This window comes from Pseudomonas sp. M30-35 (genome assembly GCF_002163625.1).
GTDB lineage: Bacteria > Pseudomonadota > Gammaproteobacteria > Pseudomonadales > Pseudomonadaceae > Aquipseudomonas.
The window spans coordinates 2,316,621-2,335,319 of record NZ_CP020892.1 but is presented as its reverse complement, the minus strand read 5'-3'; the positions used below and the strand labels follow the sequence as shown (position 1 = coordinate 2,335,319).

At 52.9% G+C, this 18,699-nt stretch carries 11 protein-coding genes; 5 read left to right on the top strand and 6 right to left on the bottom strand.

Annotated elements, in window-relative coordinates; genetic code table 11:
* Nucleotides 1–117 precede the first annotated feature (117 nt).
* The 4 genes from trxB to infA all read left to right on the top strand — a co-directional run bounded on the left by trxB (nt 118) and on the right by infA (nt 3,154).
* Entirely contained in the window at nt 118–1,068 is a 951-nt protein-coding gene (trxB, locus tag B9K09_RS10795) for a thioredoxin-disulfide reductase (protein WP_087516809.1), read from the top strand.
* A 92-nt stretch (nt 1,069–1,160) separates the two neighbouring features.
* Complete coding sequence (gene aat / locus B9K09_RS10790; RefSeq protein ID WP_087516808.1) at nt 1,161–1,850, top strand: leucyl/phenylalanyl-tRNA--protein transferase; 690 nt, start codon at nt 1,161–1,163, stop codon at nt 1,848–1,850.
* 54 nt (nt 1,851–1,904) lie between these two features.
* Nucleotides 1,905–2,612: an arginyltransferase gene (locus B9K09_RS10785; RefSeq protein WP_087516807.1), complete on the top strand. Its 708-nt coding sequence runs from the start codon at nt 1,905–1,907 to the stop codon at nt 2,610–2,612.
* 323 nt (nt 2,613–2,935) lie between these two features.
* On the top strand, nt 2,936–3,154 hold the full coding sequence (gene infA, locus B9K09_RS10780) for a translation initiation factor IF-1 (RefSeq protein ID WP_002553999.1): 219 nt from the start codon (nt 2,936–2,938) through the stop codon (nt 3,152–3,154).
* A 251-nt stretch (nt 3,155–3,405) separates the two neighbouring features.
* On the opposite strand, the gene clpA is transcribed toward infA, so the two are convergent.
* Nucleotides 3,406–5,676: an ATP-dependent Clp protease ATP-binding subunit ClpA gene (gene clpA, locus B9K09_RS10775; protein ID WP_087516806.1), complete on the bottom strand. Its 2,271-nt coding sequence runs from the start codon at nt 5,674–5,676 to the stop codon at nt 3,406–3,408.
* A gap of 29 nt (nt 5,677–5,705) precedes the next feature.
* Nucleotides 5,706–6,068 carry an ATP-dependent Clp protease adapter ClpS gene (clpS, locus tag B9K09_RS10770; protein ID WP_087516805.1) on the bottom strand — a complete coding sequence of 121 codons (363 nt, stop codon included), beginning with the start codon at nt 6,066–6,068 and terminating at the stop codon, nt 5,706–5,708.
* Between the two features lie 243 nt (nt 6,069–6,311).
* Between clpS and cspD the strand changes: the two genes are divergently transcribed.
* Nucleotides 6,312–6,575 (top strand): cold shock domain-containing protein CspD, encoded by a 264-nt coding sequence (gene cspD, locus B9K09_RS10765; RefSeq protein WP_087516804.1) that lies wholly within the window; start codon nt 6,312–6,314, stop codon nt 6,573–6,575.
* Nucleotides 6,576–6,642: 67 nt separating this feature from the next.
* Here the strand turns inward: cspD and icd are convergent, their stop codons facing one another.
* The 4 genes from icd to B9K09_RS10745 all read right to left on the bottom strand — a co-directional run bounded on the left by icd (nt 6,643) and on the right by B9K09_RS10745 (nt 18,675).
* The gene (icd, locus tag B9K09_RS10760; protein WP_087519068.1) at nt 6,643–7,899 is read right to left on the bottom strand and encodes an NADP-dependent isocitrate dehydrogenase; all 1,257 of its coding nucleotides are present in this window, start codon (nt 7,897–7,899) and stop codon (nt 6,643–6,645) included.
* Nucleotides 7,900–8,140: 241 nt separating this feature from the next.
* Nucleotides 8,141–9,328, bottom strand: coding sequence for an HlyD family type I secretion periplasmic adaptor subunit (locus B9K09_RS10755; protein ID WP_087516803.1), 1,188 nt, complete (start codon nt 9,326–9,328; stop codon nt 8,141–8,143).
* A gap of 22 nt (nt 9,329–9,350) precedes the next feature.
* The gene (locus tag B9K09_RS10750; protein ID WP_218191992.1) at nt 9,351–11,465 is read right to left on the bottom strand and encodes a type I secretion system permease/ATPase; all 2,115 of its coding nucleotides are present in this window, start codon (nt 11,463–11,465) and stop codon (nt 9,351–9,353) included.
* 226 nt (nt 11,466–11,691) lie between these two features.
* Nucleotides 11,692–18,675: an Ig-like domain-containing protein gene (locus B9K09_RS10745; protein ID WP_087516801.1), complete on the bottom strand. Its 6,984-nt coding sequence runs from the start codon at nt 18,673–18,675 to the stop codon at nt 11,692–11,694.
* Nucleotides 18,676–18,699: the final 24 nt, after the last annotated feature.

Below are 18,699 nucleotides of genomic sequence, written 5' to 3'. Positions count from 1 at the left end.
TTAGTCCTCGATACCCGCTAAAGCCTGCTTCGGTGTAGCATAGCCGCCAAGTTATTTCCGCGCAGTTCAATTTGAGCATGCATTCTCTTTGGTGACAAAGGCTTATGAGGTGTTTCTATGTCCGAAGTCAAGCATTCCCGTCTGATCATTCTAGGCTCTGGCCCTGCTGGCTACAGCGCAGCGGTCTACGCGGCAAGGGCCAATCTTAAGCCGGTTATCATTACCGGCATTCAGCCTGGCGGCCAATTGACCACCACCACTGAAGTCGATAACTGGCCCGGTGATGTTGAAGGGCTGACTGGTCCTGCGTTGATGGAACGCATGCAAAAGCATGCTGAGCGCTTTGATACCGAGATAGTCTACGACCACATCCATACCGCTGAGTTGCAGCAGCGCCCATTCACTCTCAAAGGTGACAGTGGCACGTACACCTGTGACGCCTTGATTATCGCCACCGGCGCTAGCGCTCAGTACCTCGGCCTACCATCCGAAGATGCATTCGCGGGCAAAGGTGTATCGGCTTGCGCAACGTGCGACGGCTTCTTCTACCGCAACCAGGTCGTTGCAGTAATCGGTGGCGGCAACACCGCTGTCGAGGAAGCGCTGTATCTGTCGAACATCGCCAAAGAAGTTCACTTGGTACACCGTCGCGACAAGCTACGTTCTGAGAAGATCCTGCAGGACAAGCTGTTCGATAAAGTCGCCAACGGCAACATGCGCATGCACTGGAATACCACGCTCGAAGAAGTACTTGGCGATGCAACCGGTGTCACCGGCGCGCGCCTCAAGAGCACTGAAACCGGTGAGGTCAATGACCTCCCGCTTGCAGGTGTGTTTATTGCGATTGGTCACAAGCCAAACACTGACCTTTTCAAAGGTCAGCTTGAGATGCATGACGGCTACCTGAAAATCAAAGGCGGCAGCGAAGGTAACGCCACCGCGACCGCCATTGAAGGTGTATTTGCCGCTGGTGATGTGGCTGACCACGTTTACCGCCAAGCCATTACCTCTGCTGGCGCTGGCTGCATGGCCGCATTGGATGCCGAGAAATTCCTCGACGATATTTGATGCGCCGCTAGCTGAACAGCTGTGACAGTATGCTTTACAGCTGTATTGGGCGGTTGCATATGCACCGCCCTACCCTCTTCTAGGCCAATGCGATGCTGACTTGGTTACAACGCGATTCTCTGCAGTTTCCTGCGCTCGATAAAGCCCTGCAAGAACCCAATGGGTTACTCGCAGCGGGTGGTGATTTGAGCGCCGAGCGCCTGATCAAAGCTTACCGACACGGTTGCTTCCCTTGGTTCAGTGATGGCCAGCCGATTCTTTGGTGGTCGCCGGACCCACGCACGGTTCTTTTCCCTGATGAACTGCATGTTTCACGTAGTTTGGGCAAAGTGTTGCGCCAAAACCGCTACCGGGTCACTTTCGACCAAGACTTCGCCGCAGTCATTACCGCTTGCTCTGAGCCACGCGCTTACGCCGATGACACCTGGATCACCAGCGCCATGCGCGACGCCTACCTTGAACTGCACGCACGCGGCCTGGCCCACTCGGTCGAGGTCTGGCAGGGGCAACAATTGGTTGGCGGCTTGTATGGCTTGGCAATGGGCCAGCTCTTTTTTGGTGAGTCGATGTTTAGCCGTGCCGACAATGCGTCCAAAGTTGGTTTCGTGATGTTGGTCGAGCACCTCAAAGCCGCCGGCTTTGTAATGATTGACTGCCAGATGCCAACCCAGCACTTGCACAGCTTTGGCGCCAGAGCAATCAGCCGCGAACAGTTTGCCAGCACCTTGAACCAACACCTTGATCAGCCCTGCACGATCGATTGGCAAGCTTGTATCGGCTAGTCGAGTCAGCCTGTCTGGCTTACACTGATTAAAGGCATTCCACGAGAGTCAAATATGACCGAGCTGGCCCGTCTGAAGTTTTATGCGACCCAGCCCCACCCATGCAGTTATCTGCCCGATGAACAAGCGACAACACTGTTCCTCGACCCTAGCCAGCCAATGGACGGCCAGGTTTATGCAGAATTATCGGAAATGGGCTTTCGGCGCAGCGGCGACCACCTTTACCGTCCACACTGCCAAGGTTGTACGGCGTGCGTACCTGCGCGCATTCCAGCAGCAAGCTTTGCGCCTAATCGCCAGCAGCGACGAATCATCAAGCGCAACAGCGACATCCAAGTAAGCGGCGTACGCCCAACCTTCACCGAAGAGTATTACGCGCTGTATTCGCGCTACATCGAGCAGCGTCATGCCGACGGCGACATGTACCCGCCAAGCCGCGAGCAGTTTTCGACATTTCTGGTGCGCGATCTGGCCTTTTGTCGGTTTTTCGAGTTTCGCCTTAACGGTCGACTGGTTGCGCTCGCGGTTACTGACGTATTGCCCAATGGCTTATCTGCGGTCTACACCTTTTACGAACCCAGCGAAGAGCGCCGCAGCCTCGGCCGCTTCGCGATTCTCTGGCAGCTAACCGAGACAGTCAGGCTTGGCCTGCATGCGGTGTATTTGGGTTACTGGATAAAAAACTGCAGAAAAATGAATTACAAAACCCAATATCGACCGATTGAGCTGTTTATCAACCAGCGCTGGCTGAGCCTTGTATAACGCCCGGACTAACGCTGAACAAAGTACGACACCCAACAAAACCGTTAGTAGATCGCTGGCGATACACTCACTTGCGCTGGCAGATAAACATACCCTCACCGCCTTCTAGCCTGACCAAGCACGCAGGTGAGTGATAGCAATCACCTGCGCTTGCTCAAGCTTAAACCTCCTTTTCGCGTATTTTTGCCTTTAATTCCTGCCACTCACCAGCTTATTTCAGCGGATCACTTGGCGTAAGCACCTGTTTTCGGGCACAATGCACGCCGCTTTTGCCTGGCGCCAGTTGCACCGGGCCATTCATTGGATACCGAGGGCTTTACTGCATGTCGAAAGAAGACAGCTTCGAAATGGAAGGCACTGTCGTCGACACCCTGCCCAACACCATGTTTCGTGTGGAGTTGGAAAATGGGCACGTCGTAACTGCGCACATCTCCGGAAAGATGCGCAAAAACTACATTCGTATTTTGACCGGCGATAAGGTGCGCGTTGAGCTAACACCTTACGATCTTAGCAAAGGTCGCATCACCTACCGCGCCCGCTAACAGCCTATAACCGCTGCCCGCAAATCTGGTTAAACCCGACTCAGACGAACTATTTACCTCGGTAAATACCCCCTACTCGGCTTTAACATTGAGACTTGCGACTTAACGCGGTTAAAACCTATTGGCTTACAGCAGGTACAAAAAAATGCCCGGTTATCAGCCGGGCATTTTTGTTGTCGCGATTTTATCTTCAACCATCGAAGCGTGGCCTGAGCGAATACACCAAGGTGCATCCGCTCAGGTTATAACGGCTAAGCCATCTCGGCCGCTGTTTCAAACTCGAAGGTCAACTCGCCATCTTCAATGTCAACATGCACCACACCACCATGCTCTGACAGTTCGCCGAACAGAATCTCTTCTGCAAGCGGACGCTTGATTTTGTCTTGAATCAGGCGCGCCATCGGCCGAGCACCCATCGTAGCGTCATAGCCCGTAACAGCCAGCCATGTCCGTGCAGCCTCGCTGACCTCAAGCATAACGCGCTTGTCCTCAAGCTGTGCTTGCAGTTCGGTAAGGAACTTGTCGACGATACTCTTGATCACTTCAGTGTTCAGACGGCCGAACTGAATGATTGTGTCCAGACGGTTACGGAACTCCGGAGTGAAGCTCTTCTTGATGACTTCCATCGCATCACTGGAGTGATCCTGATGGGTAAAGCCAATCGATGCTCGCGCTGCCGTTTCAGCACCGGCGTTGGTCGTCATGATCAAGATGACGTTACGGAAATCGGCTTTGCGACCGTTGTTATCGGTCAATGTGCCGTGATCCATCACCTGCAACAGCAAGTTAAACACTTCAGGATGCGCTTTCTCGATCTCATCGAGCAGCAACACACAGTGTGGTGTTTTAGTGATGGCTTCAGTCAGCAAGCCACCCTGATCAAAACCGACATAACCCGGCGGCGCACCGATCAAACGCGAAACGGTATGACGCTCCATGTATTCGGACATATCGAAGCGAATTAGCTCGATACCCAACGACTTCGATAGCTGACGTGCAGCCTCAGTCTTACCAACGCCTGTCGGACCTGCAAACAGGAAAGAGCCAACTGGCTTGTCGGGGGCCTTGAGCCCTGCACGTGAAAGCTTGATCGCCGTAGACAATGAGTCGATAGCCGCTTCCTGGCCGAACACCGTCAGTTTCAGGTCGCGCTCAAGGTTACGCAGCAGTTCCTTGTCAGAGCTACTGACGTGCTTAGGCGGAATCCGCGCAATTTTAGCGACGATATCCTCAACTTCAGCCACATCGATACGCTTCACCCGCTTATCAATTGGCTGCAAGCGCTGATATGCACCCGCTTCATCAATCACATCAATAGCTTTATCCGGCATGTGCCGGTCATTGATATAACGAGAAGCCAGCTCAGCCGCCGCACGCAGCGCTTCGTCACTGTACTCAATGTTGTGATGTTGCTCGAAACGCGCACGCAGGCCACGCAAGATGCTGATGGTGTCGTCTACCGATGGCTCGACCACATCAACTTTCTGGAAGCGCCTGGCCAACGCCCGGTCCTTCTCAAAGATGCCACGGAACTCTTGGAAGGTGGTTGAGCCAATGCAACGGATCTCGCCCGACGAAAGCATTGGCTTGAGCAGGTTGGAAGCGTCCATGACGCCGCCAGAGGCTGCACCAGCACCAATGATGGTGTGGATCTCATCAATGAACAGAATCGCGTGTGGACGCTTACGCAGCTCGTTGAGCAAGGCTTTCAGACGCTTCTCGAAGTCGCCACGGTATTTCGTGCCGGCCAACAGTGCGCCGAGATCCAAGGAGTAGACAATGCTGTCAGCCAGTAAGTCAGGGACCTGGTTATCGACAATGCGCTTAGCCAGCCCTTCTGCGATTGCAGTTTTACCGACACCCGCTTCACCCACCAATAGCGGGTTGTTTTTCCGGCGCCGCGCGAGAATCTGCGCAACGCGCTCCACTTCAGTTTCACGACCGACCAACGGATCGATACGGCCCTGACGCGCTAGCTCATTGAGATTGCTGGCGAAAGAATCCAGCGGATTACCAGAAATCGAAGACTCACCACCCTCTTCATCGCCCATCTCTTGCTCGCCATCCGGCTGCCCGCCATGGCCTGGCACTTTGGAAATGCCGTGTGCAATGAAGTTGACGACATCAATGCGCGCAACGCTTTGCTGCTTGAGCAGAAATACAGCCTGGCTTTCTTGCTCGCTGAAAATCGCCACGAGCACGTTGGCGCCGGTGACCTCGCGCTTGCCTGAACTTTGGACGTGGAAAACCGCACGCTGCAAGACACGCTGAAAACCCAACGTTGGCTGGGTTTCACGCTCTTCGTCGTGCACCGGGATCAGTGGCGTGGTGGAGTCAATAAACTCCAGTAAATCATGCCGAAGTTTGTCCAGGTTTGCGCCACAAGCACGCAGCACGCTGGACGCCGCCTCGTTGTCTAGCAGGGCCAGTAGCAAGTGCTCTACTGTCATGAACTCATGACGCTTTGTGCGAGCCTCCTTGAATGCCAAGTTGAGGGTAACTTCGAGCTCTCGATTTAACATAGCTTCACCTCATGCCCAAGCGAACGGTACTAACCGTCCTTCTCGATCTCACAGAGTAGTGGATGCTGGCTTTCTTTTGCGTACTGATTTACCAGCATTGCCTTGGTTTCGGCAACATCGCGGGTAAACACTCCGCATACGGCCCGTCCCTCTGTATGGACGGTCAGCATAATTTTGGTTGCCAGCTCGCGATTCAGGCTGAAAAAAGTCTCCAGTACCTCTACCACGAAATCCATTGGCGTGTAGTCATCATTAAACAAGATAACTTTGTACATTGGTGGAGCCTGCAGAGCGGGCTTTGATTCCTGCACGGCTATGCCTGCGGAATCGTCCTCATGTGGTGCAGGTTGATCCTGATTGAATGTTAGTCGAATCTGGCTACTTGCATGCATGGTTGTAAAAGTTCGTTGTAGGGCGAATGGATAACCCCCAGTCCAAAGTATGGGGAACGTCACTATTTCTGCACTGCCTTACCTTGACTAACGGTAAATCAGTGTTACAAACAATAAATACCCGGACTGGGTGTAAGGGGTTTCGCGCTATACCCCTCAAACGAGTGGAACGAATAAGCGGGCGGCGCGTGATCAAAGTGGATGATACCCCAGAGACGGGGTCCTTTGCAGAGGGATATCAGCATGCTAAGCGGTAAGGTCAAGTGGTTCAACAATGCTAAGGGTTATGGTTTTATCGTGGCTGACGGCGGCGATGAAGACCTGTTTGCCCATTATTCGGCGATTCAGATGGACGGCTACAAAACGCTGAAAGCCGGTCAACCTGTGAGCTTCGATATTATTCAAGGCCCCAAAGGACTCCATGCCGTCAACATCAATAACGTCACGGCCAGTACCGAGACGCCAGTAGCCACCAACCAACCCCACGACACTACCGTAGAAGTCTAACGGCAAGCGCAGGGGTTCATGAAAAAAGCCGGTACGTAACCGGCTTTTTTTTGCTCGCTGATTACAGCTACATGTGCGCAATCATTTGGTCACCAAACTCAGAGCAAGACATAAGCTTGGAACCTTCCATCAAACGCTCGAAATCATAGGTCACCGTCTTGGCATCAATTGCGCCTTCAGTCCCTTTGATTAACAAATCAGCTGCTTCGACCCAACCCATATGCCGCAGCATCATTTCAGCAGAGAGAATCAGTGAGCCCGGGTTAACCTTGTCCTGACCGGCGTACTTCGGCGCAGTACCGTGCGTTGCCTCGAACATCGCGATGGTGTCGGAAAGGTTAGCGCCCGGCGCGATACCAATCCCACCCACTTCTGCCGCCAAGGCGTCTGACAGGTAGTCACCATTGAGGTTAAGTGTCGCGATGACGTCGTACTCGGCGGGACGCAGTAAAATCTGTTGCAACATCGCATCAGCAATCACATCTTTGACCACGATATTCTTGCCGGACTTCGCATTTTTGAATTGCATCCATGGGCCGCCATCAAGCAATTCAGCGCCAAATTCATCGCGGGCAACTTCGTAGCCCCACTCCTTGAATGCACCTTCGGTGAATTTCATGATGTTGCCCTTGTGCACGATGGTCACCGAACGACGATCGTTATCCACCGCATACTGCAGAGCCTTACGCACCAAGCGCTTGGTGCCTTCCTGCGAGACGGGTTTGACGCCGATACCGCAATTTTCGGTAAAGCGGATCTTTTTCACACCCATTTCTTCAGTCAGGAACTTGATGACCTTTTCCGCTTCAGGTGAGCCAGCCTTCCACTCAACCCCAGCGTAGATATCCTCGGAGTTCTCGCGGAAGATCACCATATCTACGTCGCCTGGCTTCTTCACTGGGCTAGGCACACCGGTGAACCAGCGCACTGGACGCTGACAGACATACAGATCGAGTTCCTGGCGCAGCGCCACGTTTAGCGAGCGAATTCCGCCGCCTACCGGTGTCGTCAACGGGCCTTTGATCGAGACAACATAGTCACGTACGGCCTCCAGGGTTTCCTTCGGCAACCAGGTGTCTTGATCGTAGACCTGGGTGGCCTTCTCTCCTGCAAAAACTTCCATCCAGGAAATCTTGCGCTTGCCGTCGTAAGCCTTTGCCACTGCAGCATCGACCACTTTGATCATCACTGGGCTGATATCGACACCGATACCATCCCCTTCAATGTAAGGAATAACTGGATTATTCGGGACGTTAAGCGACATATCTGCATTAACGGTAATTTTGTCACCGACTGCCGGTATCTGGATCTTTTGGTAACCCATGCTGAACTCCTTTTGTGAATGAACCGTTTGCTTGCCTTTCAGCGTAGCGTAGTAAATCTGGGCGATCATTACGCCTCGTTAATTCTCGGACCCACCTTACAGGTTTTGGTGCACTCGCGGGCATGGATGCATGGACGTGAACTTGTAACTGAAACCTGCAAACCCTCTGGGCGCGGCTCCGGGTCAGCCGAGCATCCGCGTAAACTAATCTTCAGCAGCGGCTCTGCCAACACGGCAAAGATCAACGCTCGCGTAGCGCTTCCCTGGTTTTATTGAAGGGTTTGATCAAGTAGCTGAGAACAGTCTTTTCGCCAGTGGCAATGTCCACGGTTGCAATCATTCCCGGGAAGATCGGGAATTTCTGATGGGCTTTATTTTCCAGCGTTGCAGAGTCAGTCTTGATATAGACACGGTAATAGAACTCGTCGCGCTTAACCTCATCCTGAATTGTATCGGGCGAGATGACGGTCACCTCCCCCTTCAGCGCACCATAGATGGAATAGTCGTAGGCCGTAATTTTGACTAGCGCCTTCTGTTTAGGGTGAATGAAGGCAATATCACGAGGCGATATTCGCGCCTCAACCAGAATGCTGTCGTCCAAGGGCACGATAGTCATCAACTTACCATTGGGAGGAATGACGCCGCCGGTGGTGGTAACTTCTACGTCCTTGACGATGCCACGCACGGGTGCAGTAAGGGTCGAGCGACTCAAAGCATCCTGCCGACCGCGAATGACCGAGCGCAGTGACGCAACATCAGCACTGGCTCTGGCCAACTCCTCCCGTGCCTTTACTAAATATTGGCTGCGGGTGTCCGTTAACTTGTTTTGCAGTTCGCTGATTTGCCGGCGCAAACGCAACACATCCACAGCACTGGCAGCCCCTCTAGCCACATAAGGCTCGGTCATGCGCAATTCACCCCTCACCAACTCAAGCTCACGATCAAGTCCAGTGAGGGTGGTTTCCAGACTATTGCGACGCAATCTATAAAGTTGGCGCTCAGACGTTGTCAGTTGCGGTTTATCATCAAGCTCTGCTGGAAAGGTTAACGGCATACCGTCTACTTCCGCCCGCAGGCGCGAGGTAGTCGCCAGCGCTGCAATATACTGCGCACGACTTTCCTGTACCGCCGATTCTGATTGGATGATATCCAGTTGGGCCAACGTCTGGCCTTGCTCTACGGTGTCCCCCGTTCTCACATAGAGTTTTTTCAGAATCCCGCCCTCAAGCGATTGAATAGTCTGCTCATGCGCAGAGGGAACAATCTTGCCAATGCCGGTAGTGACTTCCTCCAACTTGAAATACCAAGCCCAGGCCAAGAAGCTGCCTAACAGCAGCAGGACAACCACGATGATAAGGCTTGAACTCGGTAGTGCTTGCTCCCGATGTCGCATCGTTATCGAGGGTTTTAATGCCGACTGTGTACTCATTGCGCCCCGCCTCGATAGATGTTCAAGGTTTTGCCACCTTGTTGAGGATTTCGCTTTTTTCACCATCCATCACGATGTTTCCGCTATCGACAATAATCACTCGGTCAACCAACTCAAGAAGCGCTGGCCGGTGCGTCGCAAGGACTAACGTGCGCGGCCCGAGCCAGTCCTTCAGGTGAGCAATCACTTCTCGCTCGGTCACATCGTCCATCGCTGCAGTCGGCTCATCGAGCAAGACGATATTAGGTTGGGTGATCAGCATACGAGCCAGCATCAATGCCTGGCGCTGCCCTCCAGAAAGGCCATATCCACCTTCAAGAATCATATAATCGAGGGCCTTGGTCTGCTTCTGTACGAACGTCAGTGCTCCGCTCATGAGCAGCGCACGATAGATCTCTTCGTCGGTGGCTAGCGGCCGCCCCATGGTCAGGTTTTCGCGGATTGAGCCAAAAAAAAGCCGGGAGTTTTGGTGCAGAAACCCCATGTCTCGACGCAAGTCAGCAGTGTCCAGCGAAGTGATCGCAATATCATCGAGTAGCAGTTGGCCCTGGGAGGGAAAGCGCATGCCAGACAGCAATTGCAACAAAGTAGATTTGCCTGCGCCATTGCGACCCAGAACGGCCACCTTCTCGCCTTCCTTGATACTCAGCGCAGCAATGCTGATATCCGAAGTTTTTCCTTCCGGGTCGTAAAGGAACTCCACACCCTTCAGTTGGTAGGCCCCACGCAGCGATGCCTTGTGCACCGCTTTGCCCCGGGCGGGCTGATCAATTGGCCTGTTCATCAGCTCGTCCAGGCCTTTACGTGCCACCTTGGCTTGCTGCCAGCGGGAAAGCACCCCGGTAATCTGTGAGAGAGGTGCGATGGTGCGCGATGACAGCAGTGTCATGGCAACCAGTGAGCCCGTGGTTAAATCGCCCTGGATGACCATGTAGCAGCCAATCAACAACACTGAAGCATAGACCAGGGTCGTAACTTGCTGGGTCCAGGTCATGAGCATGGCGGTCAAAAACCGCTGACGCATACTGATGTTCGCGGCGACTTCATTGTTATGGTTCCATTGATTTTGAAACCTTTGCTCAGCGCGCAGCAGCTTAATATCCTCGATGCTTTCCACAACCTCCACCAACGTGGCGTTGCGGATGGCCGATTCGCGCATCCCATCGTTGGAGAGCTTCGAGAAAGGCCTCTGCACCAGCAAGCCAGGAATGACCAACATTGGAACGGCTGCCAGCACCACAAAAACCAATGGGCCGCCGATCATCCAAAGAATAAATACGAACAGGAAAAAGAACGGCAAATCTGCCACCGCGCCGATAGTCGTCGAAGTGATCAGTTCGCGAACCTGCTCTAACTCACGGATCTGTGAAATGAACGAGCCCGTTGATTTAGACCTGGCACTGTTCTGCACACGCAGCGCATGACCTAACACTCGATCGGATATTTTAAGGTCTGCACGCTTGCCTATCGAATCCGAGATATAAGTGCGCACCATGCGTAAGGTGAACTCAAAGAAGACAGCCAGAATCACGCCGCTAAACAATACCCACAAGGTTGGATATGACTGTGCCGGAATAACCCGGTCATATACTTGCAGGGAGAATATGATGCTGGCGAGCGCTAATACATTAACGGCCAATGAAGCCGCAATGATCTCGCCATAGCGACGCCAATCACGCAGCGCTATTTCCCAGAACCAGTTTTTCTTGAATGGCTTGATGTATTCATCAACCCGAATATCAGGAATGGCTGTGAGCGGACGCAATATCACCAGGCGTTCAACGTGCTCAGACAACTCACTGACGCTCATGGTCAGTGCGAGACCGCCTTCATTGCTGAACTGCACTGAGACCTGACCGACACTATCCATGCGCTCGAGCACAGCGACGTCACCCTTGCGCAGCAGCACAATAAACGGCATGCGCCAAGGATCAAGAAACTTTTCTGAAAACTCAGCTATGTATGACTCAAGCCCAAGCTGGCGCCCCATGTCTTCTAGCAACAAGTCCAGTGAGGTGTCGTTGTCCCAACTCAGGGCAACCCGTACGTTCTCTTCTGAAAAATCCAAACGGTAATGTTTCGCCACCATCAGCATCGCTGACAGCCATGACTCATGACTTGATGTTAAGTGACTCATTAAAAAATAGCCTATATGGCAATCGCAATGACTCATCAGATGAATTGGAATAAACACCCCAGTCTCTGTTCACTGCTGAGTAGCGGATTGATTTGTTCAGTCTGCGCTGCACGCCTACGTATCGCTCGCAGCAGAACAGGTGGTTATTAACCGCTTCTGATGAACGGGGTCAGAACGACCCCGTATCGAAGTAAAGGGGCGCATTGCGCCCCTTCCCAGCCTCCGGCTATGCCACCAACAACTGGTGATTGGCCAGCAGCGTTGCCAGATCGACTTGCACGCCGCTTAGGGACGCGATTGTGGTCGGATCAAATGCGCCGCCAAGCCCGTCATGGTCGAACTGGATATCGGTGTTGGCGCCGTTCTGCAGTACGCTGAGGTAGTCCTCAATGTTCCCTGCAGAAGTATCCAGTGTCGCCACCCCATCGACATAACTTGCACTGCCCGTGCCTGTATAACCTGCGCTGTGCAACAGCTCATTGATATCGATGCGATCGGTGTCGTTGGTCCCTTCCCAGGTCCCAACGGTAAAGCCTGCGATGGCATCAGTACCATTGCCACCCGTTGCATCAACTGCACTGAGCAGGTTGTAGATCAAGCTGTCGTGTCCGCCGTTAGCGATATTGATCAAGTCATTGCCACCACGCCCCTGAAACTGGTTATCACCTGCGCTGCCAGTGAAGATATCGTCAAAGCTACTGCCCAATACACCTTCGACATCCACTAGTTTTGCGCTGTTGAAACCAGTGTCCTGGGTTGCTGTGGAGCTTAAATCGACCGTGACACCGTTAGTCGCCAGCTGGTAGTCCACAACATCCATGCCGCCATTCGCCGCGACCCAAGTACCGTGCTCTGAGCTGTAGCTCCAGCCACCCCCACCGTTATAGGTGTCAGAGCCTGCGGTTGCGATGAATGTGTCGTTGTATCCGCTACCAACAAACACACCATTATTGCGGTCGCTATCTGACTCCACAGATAGCACGTAGTTGTGTGTGGCGTCACCCGTGGTCAAGCCACCCCAACCACTGTTCACTGTTTCAGTCACATCCGAACGCACGCCATCGACAATGCGGATCAAGTTGACCGAGTAGGTCTCACTCGCACTCAACCCATAGAAGTTGAGTAATGCAGAGCTGTCGTTCACACCAACCCCTGACTGCGCATTGAGGATCTGCGTGGCAACCAGGGCACCACTGCTGTCAAAGAGCTGTACCGTGTTGCCGTAGAACGCATTAATGCCGTTCTGATCGACAATCCGTAGGTGCATCGAAGTACCTTCGGCGACAGCATTGGTGTTCTTCACCACAAACGAATGACCATTGTTGGTAAAGCCAATCAAGTCGACAGCACCATCCCAGTCGTAATCCATGGCGGCTGCACCGGTAAGGCGAGAACTGTAGCTGTAGTTCAGGTTGGCATTGGTCCAGCTCAGGCCGTTACCGTTATTGAGTATCATCTGGATGGTGTCGCCGTTGTTGTAGCCACCCATCTTGGCAATATCAGTGGTGCCGTTGTGATCCCAATCAACAGCCAAGGCAATCCGTGAACGAACATCCGGGCCGGCGTTGACTTCAACGAAGTTGTCGAGGGTTCCGTTGTTGTTGATTAAAACTGCGGCTTTGTTCGCGCCAGCGAAGTGTTGGTTAAGGTAAAGATCTAACGTACCGTCACCGTTGAAGTCTGCCCAAGTCATGCTAGTGCCTACATTGTCGGCACCACCGCCATCATTGAATACATTATTCACGATCTGGCCGATGGCCATAGTGCCATCGCCGTTATTGGTAATAACTCCCAGCGTGTAGCCGTTACTGCCACCGCCGCCATTCATCTGGCCCGTGATATCAACCGTGCCATCGTTATTGATATCCACGCCAGAGATACTGGCGCCAAAGGAGTAGGACGGGGTTAAGCCACGAGTCACCGTATCTTGAGTGAAGGTTCCGTCCTGGTTATTGTTAAACCAGCCCGACGAATAGCTATCTAAATTACTATCACCCAGCACAAGATCAAGATAGCCATTACCAGTACGGTCATAGGCAACCGTACCACCGTAATAGGTATCCAAGGCACCATATTCGATCGTTTTGCTGGTATAGCTGCCATTATCGTTCTGCCAATATTGGAATGGCCGTGTATAGCTGGTTTGCGTGGCAAAAATATCCATATCGCCATCTCGATCCAAGTCGAAATAGGTGTAGTTCACCGTGTTACCAGTGACACTTTCCTTCGCCAGAACATCAGTGCTGTAGGTGTTTAAATCACTGCTGTTGTAAACCGCTGTATTGGCAACAATATTCCACAGGCCGTTTTCTCCAATGCTGTAACTTAGACCTTCTTGGTTATTTGTCCTTTCCCCAGGCGCATCGCCAGCCCATTGCGTATCGATAGCCGGTTCGGCGATTACAACCTGTGCCCCGCTGAAAGTCTCGCTGCTGAGGCTGCCATTGCTGTCCTCGTTAACCACTTTGGCAATCACGTCATAAGTATCGATACCCAAGTTGTCGCTACTGGGTATCTGCACGTACCAAGTACGATTTGCCGTATCAACAACAACCCGACCGTCACCATAACTAGTACTGGACGAGTAGGTTATGCCATTAACCGTGATATACAGTATCTGGCTGGCACTCAAGTCCTCCAAAATCGTGCCTCGTAGCACCGGAGTCGTATCCGAGGTGATTTGAGACTCGAACGTGACACTGCTCGGAACGCTGGTATCCACATTCAACCGATAGTCAGCTGAGGTTGTCGTGTTACCTGCTGCATCGGTGACCACCGCCGAGTAGTCGTATGTATTGGCATTTTCCAGGCCAGTGAGCGCATAGGCCCAAGTGCCCCCACTAACCGTCGCTACACCCAGATAAATACCGTTCTGGAAAATCTTCAGAACTTCACCACCTTGCAACTCAGCAGTGAGCGTACCTTGCAGAACCGGTGCGGTATCGTCAGTAATGTTGTGAGTCGTCTGAATGCCTTGACGCGCCCCTTGATCATCGTCGTAGCCAGTAATAGTTGCCTGTTCCAGCGGAGCAATTGTGTCTACCACAACCGTTTGGCTAGCAGTTTGACCAATGTTCCCAGCTTGATCGATAACCCGTAGCTGGTAATCGTAATTTCCGTCGGTCAGCACGCGCGAGTCGATGTAACCCCATTGAGTGCCGGTGACATCCGTCAGGGTGATCCATGTCGTACCAGCATCAATGCTGATTTGTACGAGCTCATCGCTTTCCAGCGCTTTGCCTAAGGTGCCGGACAACGTGAGGCTGGTGTCGCGGGTGATGAAATCCGTCAAGGACAAGCCGGTATCATCACTAATGCTGTCAATACTGATCGAAGTAGTCGGCGCCACACGATCAACCGTAACCGCTTGCTGCTCAACTGGGCCTGAGTTGCCGGCAAGGTCAACGACACGAACCTGATAGGTGTGCACACCGTCAGATAGCGTGCGGCCATCTGTGTAGTTCCAAGCCAAGCCACTCGTCACCAAAGCGGTCCACACTGCGCCGCCATCCAAACTAATCTGCGCGATTTCGTCAGTATTGAGCGCAGCGCTCAAGGTGCCATTAACCACCAGCGTGTTATCGCTGGTGATGTAGTCCGTCGCAGACACACCGGTATCATCAGTGATGCTGTCAATGTGAATTGCGGCAACCGGCGCTGCTGTGTCGACAATGACAGTTTGGGTATAGGTTGAGCCAATACTGCCGGCCACATCGATCACGCGCACCGTGTATTGGTATGAGCCATCGACTAAGGTTCGATCATCAGCATGGCTCCAGGTCGTGCCCGCAATGCTCAAGGCTGTCCAGGTCGCGCCGTTGTCCAGGCTGATTTGCGCCAGCTCATCGACCGCTAAAGGGCTGGATAAGGTGCCGTTGACCGTCAGGCTAGTGTCATTAGTGATGTAGTCGACGTACGAACCAGTGTCATCGCTGATACTGGTAATGGCAATGGTTGATGTAGGTGCATTGGTATCAATAGTGACCAATTGACTAGCTGTTGCCCCAACATTACCGAGGGAGTCGATCAGGCGAACCGTGTAATCGTGCGTGCCATCACCCAGCGTTCTGCTGTCGACATAGGTCCATGTCGTGCCCGACACATGGAGGTTTATCCACGTCGCCCCGCCATCGAGGCTGATTTGCATCAGCTCGCCCGCCCCCAACTCAGCGCCCAACGTACCTTGGACTGCCAAGGAGGTATCATTAGTAATGAAATCACTGCTGGATGGACCACTGTCGACGGTGATGCTGTCGATAGTCAGCGTCATCAATGGGCCACTGAGATCAACTGTGAAAGAGTGATCGCTGGAACCGGTATTACCGACATTGTCTGTAGCTGTCGCGGTAATACTATAAACACCCGAATCTGCCAGGGCAGCCAAATCAGCCGTGCCGAGCACCACACTCCATGAGTGATCCCCTTGGACTGGAGCACTGTAATCCTTGCCATTGAGCGTCACGGTCACGACTCGTCCGGCGTCAACCGATGATGTACCCGAGAGAGTCTGTGGGGCGCCTTGCTCAAGCTTGCTGAGGATATCGTCCGCAGTGAAGCTATTGATAGTTACAGTGGGTGCATCCGCCTGCAGGTACACAGAACCGTTTGTTGCTCCGGCATTGCCAGCTTTATCGACCACTGAAGCAGTGATGTCATAATCACCATCAGGCGTATCAAGGAAGTCACGCGCATCAACATCCACACTCCAGGCGCCACCGTCGGCTACCACGGATTGATAAGTGCGCCCGTTAAACGTGACCTCTACAACTTGGCCGGGCTCGGTATCCGCGGTGCCACTGATAAGCTGTCCGGCCTTCTGCTCTGTACCGTCAATGACATTGTCGCCCGCAACAGTATTAATGGTGATGACTGGCGCGGTGGTATCGACTGTCAACTCGCGAGTCTGCAGCACGCTGTTACCAGCTTTGTCGGTGGTAGTTGCTGTGATTAGTAGAGCGCCGTCAGGTGCTGAAGAGAAATTTGTGGAAGGAATGGTGACGCTCCAAACGCCGCCCCCACCAACAACAGTCTGATAACTCTGACCGTTCAGGCTGACAGTCAAGGCTTGATCTACCTGCGCAGAGGTAACGCCGCTGACCAGAAGATCCTGATTGACCTCCAACGCGTTCAGTAAATCATCGTGCGCGGAATCCAGTCCGCCGCTACTGACAGCAGGGCCGATAACCAGTATCGGTGAGGTCACATCAACCTGAACGAGCTGCTCGCTGTGCGCAACACTCCCTGTGCTATTGGTGACCTGAACCTCTAGATTGCGATAACCATCAGTAAGCCCACCCAGGTCAGTTGCAGGTAAAACAACGCTCCATCCACCGTCACCAGCAACAGTTGCTAGATATTGATGACCCGCGAAATTGATAACCACAACTTGACCAGCTTCAACATTCGCTGTGGCACCTGAAAGCAGTAAGTCAGAAGCTTGCTCGACGCTGTTGATGATATTGTCCAACGCCACGGCGTTGATACTGACCGCTGTATCCGCCAAATCAACCATGATCTGATGCTCGATCGCGACAGGGTTGCCCGAAGCATCAGCGCTGCTGACATGTATAACCAGCAAGCCTTGCATATATTTCGAAACATCACTGGCCTGCAAACCAACCTGCCAACTCCCGTCCGCATTGATCGCCGTCAGGTAACTCTTACCATCGATAGTGGCCGTTACAGTCTGACCGGCAACAAGCCCCGTGCTTGTGCCGAAAATAGTAAGGTCTTGGGCATGTTCGATTGCGTTGATAATGTCGTCGCCTGAAACGGTCGCAACACGCAAACCAGGCAGGCCTGCGGCAATAGATATGTCACGGCTTGCCTCGCCCGTGTTGCCTGCCGCATCGACAGTGCTGGCAGAGATTGTCAGCGCACCATCGCCAATGGTCGTCCACATAGAGCTTGGAATATCGACAGACCATGTGTTGTCGATGCCCAGCAAACCCTGATACTGCGTGCCCCCAACATTGACCGTAACAGTCTCACCTGCTGCTGCCCCCATTACTGAGCCACTGATGGTTTGCGTAGTCGACACTTCCGAAGCATTCAGCACATCATCCAGGGCTACGGCATTTATGCTGACAACTGGAGCTGAAGTGTCTACGGAAAACCCTTTGGAAGCCGTGTGACCATTACCAGCAAGGTCTGTAGCGCTTACCTGAGCGGTGTAAAAACCATCATGCAGGCCTGCAACCACCTCACTCGGCAGCTCAAGACTCCAAAGCCCACCATCGATAATTTGCGTGGTGTAGCTTTTGTCTGCGATTGACACAATGACTTCCGTGCCAGTCTCGAGACCAGTGGCACTACCGCTGACGATGAGGGCCGCACTCACTTCGCTTTCGTCGATCTGGTTATCGCCGCCTACAGGATCAATCGTCAGCTCGACAGTGTTGCCTACGATATCGAAGCTGACCGTGCCCGCACTCAGACTGTTGCCACCACTCTGCTGCACGACTTCATAGGTATGCTGACCCAGCGCTTGATCGGGAGCAGTGACTGTCCAAGTACCTCCCGCCCCGACTTGGGTGCTGGCAATAACGACACCCTCAACGTTTACGATCTGAATGTTTGCGCCAGCCTGACCGCTACCACTAAAGACAGGACTAAGGTCATCGGTCTTGCTGCCGTTGACTAGCAGCGTTTGGAGCTGACCTTGATTGTCGGTTGCAATGAAAGTAGGCGGCGCAGTTTCAGGCGGCAGGGTGTTATCAATAGTTACAACCTTGTTAGACCCACCGTCTTCATCGTTATTCAGCACTGCCCCCACCAAGGCGCCGCCAAGCCCTGCCCCCATCAAACCTAGCAGTCCATATCCACTCGAGTCGTCGCTGCCGTAGAGCAACGGATCAACCTTATCAAGCATCTCTATTTGGGCTTGCAACGGCACAATCTGATCAGGGGCAACTTCGGGCATATCCGCGAAACTAATGTGGGTCAGCGCAGAGTTATCATCTTGAAAAACAAGCTCGCTATGATGTTCAGTCTCATCGACTTGAAAATATCCATCACAACGAATAACGCTGCCATCCTTCATATAAATCAACAGATCATTGCCGGTTCGCTCATAACGATCCACATCGGCAACGGAACCATGCACTAACACAACACTGGGTGTGTTCAGGCTTATGGCTAGATTGCCGTCGGCAATCATGTTGATGTTATTACTCGTGGCGCGATCAATTACTTCGATAGACGTTTTCATATCAAATATTCACCTTTGCAATTA